The sequence below is a fragment of the Paenibacillus sp. A3 genome, from assembly GCF_001399685.1.
GTDB lineage: Bacteria > Bacillota > Bacilli > Paenibacillales > NBRC-103111 > Paenibacillus_G.
Genome location: NZ_JTHN01000427.1, coordinates 1 through 1746 on the forward strand (window position 1 = coordinate 1; position 1746 = coordinate 1746).

At 61.5% G+C, this 1746-nt stretch carries 2 protein-coding genes; one reads left to right on the forward strand and one right to left on the reverse strand.

What is annotated here, in order from left to right:
* Window positions 1–858 (reverse strand): N-methyl-L-tryptophan oxidase (gene solA, locus QJ48_RS35160; protein WP_054977842.1); only part of this gene is annotated, 858 nt, incomplete at its 3' end.
* 84 nt (window positions 859–942) lie between these two features.
* Here solA and QJ48_RS35165 point away from each other — a divergent pair.
* On the forward strand, window positions 943–1746 hold an 804-nt coding region (locus QJ48_RS35165), incomplete at its 3' end, for an aldo/keto reductase (protein ID WP_054977843.1).

A 1746-nucleotide genomic window follows, 5' to 3' on the forward strand; every position in this document is an offset into this window, starting at 1 on the left:
CCCGAATTCAGCCGGCTGCTCGACCGGCGAGAGAGCAAGGCCGTTCTCGTGCCGTCCGATTTTCACACCGGATCCTTGAATGCTCGGAAAGCCGTAAAAGCCTCCGTCCGGAGTGCTTAACGTGAAGCCCGGGAACCGTTCAGAACCGAACAGCGCTTCGTCCGCCCGAAACCAGGCGACCGCTTTGCGAACCGGCGCCACGGGCAGCTTAAGCGACGGAAGCAGCACGCTGCCGACGCCGGCGCCCGCGCTTATAATAAGACGGTCCGCATGGAAGTCGCCGACCCCGGTTTTGACGGTGATGCCCCCGCTCCCCGGCACGACCTCCGTTACGCGCGTGTACGGAAGCAGCACTGCCCGATGCGCCAACGCCGTCTCGCGGTACGCCTGCACGCACTGCTCGCTGAGCAAATAGCCGGCCTCCGGCTCGTACAGCCCCGTGTAGTCGTCCGGCAGCTGAACGCCTGGCCAGCGCTTGGCAATTTCCTCCGGCCGCAGCAGCTCGACCGGCAACTGAAGCGCAGCCGACGATTCGAGCTTGTCGCGGAGCCCGGAATGCCCCGCTGGCGCCATATTCAGCACGCCGCTGCGAAAGAACAGCTTCCGGCCGCTTTCCTCCTCCAGCTCGTTCCAGAGCCGGTTCGCCCGGACGGCCATGGCCGCGTAGGGGCCCCCTCCGGCGTAAGCATAACGGAGCAGCCTCGTTTCCCCGTGATGGCTGCCTCCTCCATGGGGGGGATCGAACGCGTCGATCAGCAGCGTGCTTATCCCTCTTCGCGCCAAATGCGCCCCCGCGCTCATGCCCATGGAGCCTGCGCCGATGACGATGACATCGTAAGACGTACGGATAACGGTCACTCCTTCCCAATCGTATATTAAACCGCCTTATAATTAGGTATAATCAGACTATGACCACCTACATTCCCGAAGGAGTGAACTTTTTTGGAACATAGATATTTCGGCGCGTCCGACAAGCAATTTCCGATTCTGGGCTTCGGCGCCCAGCGCATCGTGGACGAGCATCAATGCACGGAGGAAGAAGCGATACGCATCGTCAACCGGGCGATCGACGAAGGCATCACCTACTTCGATACGGCCCCGAGCTATTCCGACGGGCAATCGGAGGAACGGCTGGGCAAGGCGCTCCGGCACCGCCGCGGCGACGTCTGGATCGCAACGAAGACGCACGACCGGACAAGAGACGGCTCGTGGCGTCTGCTCGAAGCCAGCCTGAACCGGCTGCAAACCGATCGTGTCGACGAGTGGCGTCTTCATAATCTGGTGACGATGGACGATTTGGAGCAATGCTTCGCCAAGGGCGGAGCATTGGAGGCGATGCTCGAAGCGAAGGAGCAGGGCATCATCAAGGCGATCAGCGTCAGCGGGCATACGAACCCGGAAGTGCAGCTCGAAGCCATCGAGCGGTTCCCCTTCGACAGCGCCTTGGTGGCGTTGTCCGCCGCCGACCACTTCATCTACAGCTTCGCGCACGAATTTGTTCCGCGGGCCGTAGAGAAAGGAGTCGCCGTGATCGGCATGAAAGTGATGGCGCTCGGGAAGCTCGCCCCGTGGTACGAGCAGGCGCTGCGGTACACGTTCTCGCTACCCGTTGCCACGACCATCATCGGGATGGAAACGATGGAGCAGTTGGAGAAAAACCTCGCCATTGCCAAACAATTCCGACCGATGTCCGACACGGAGCAGCTTGACTTCTTGAAAGAAATCATCCACCTCGCCACGCCGGAC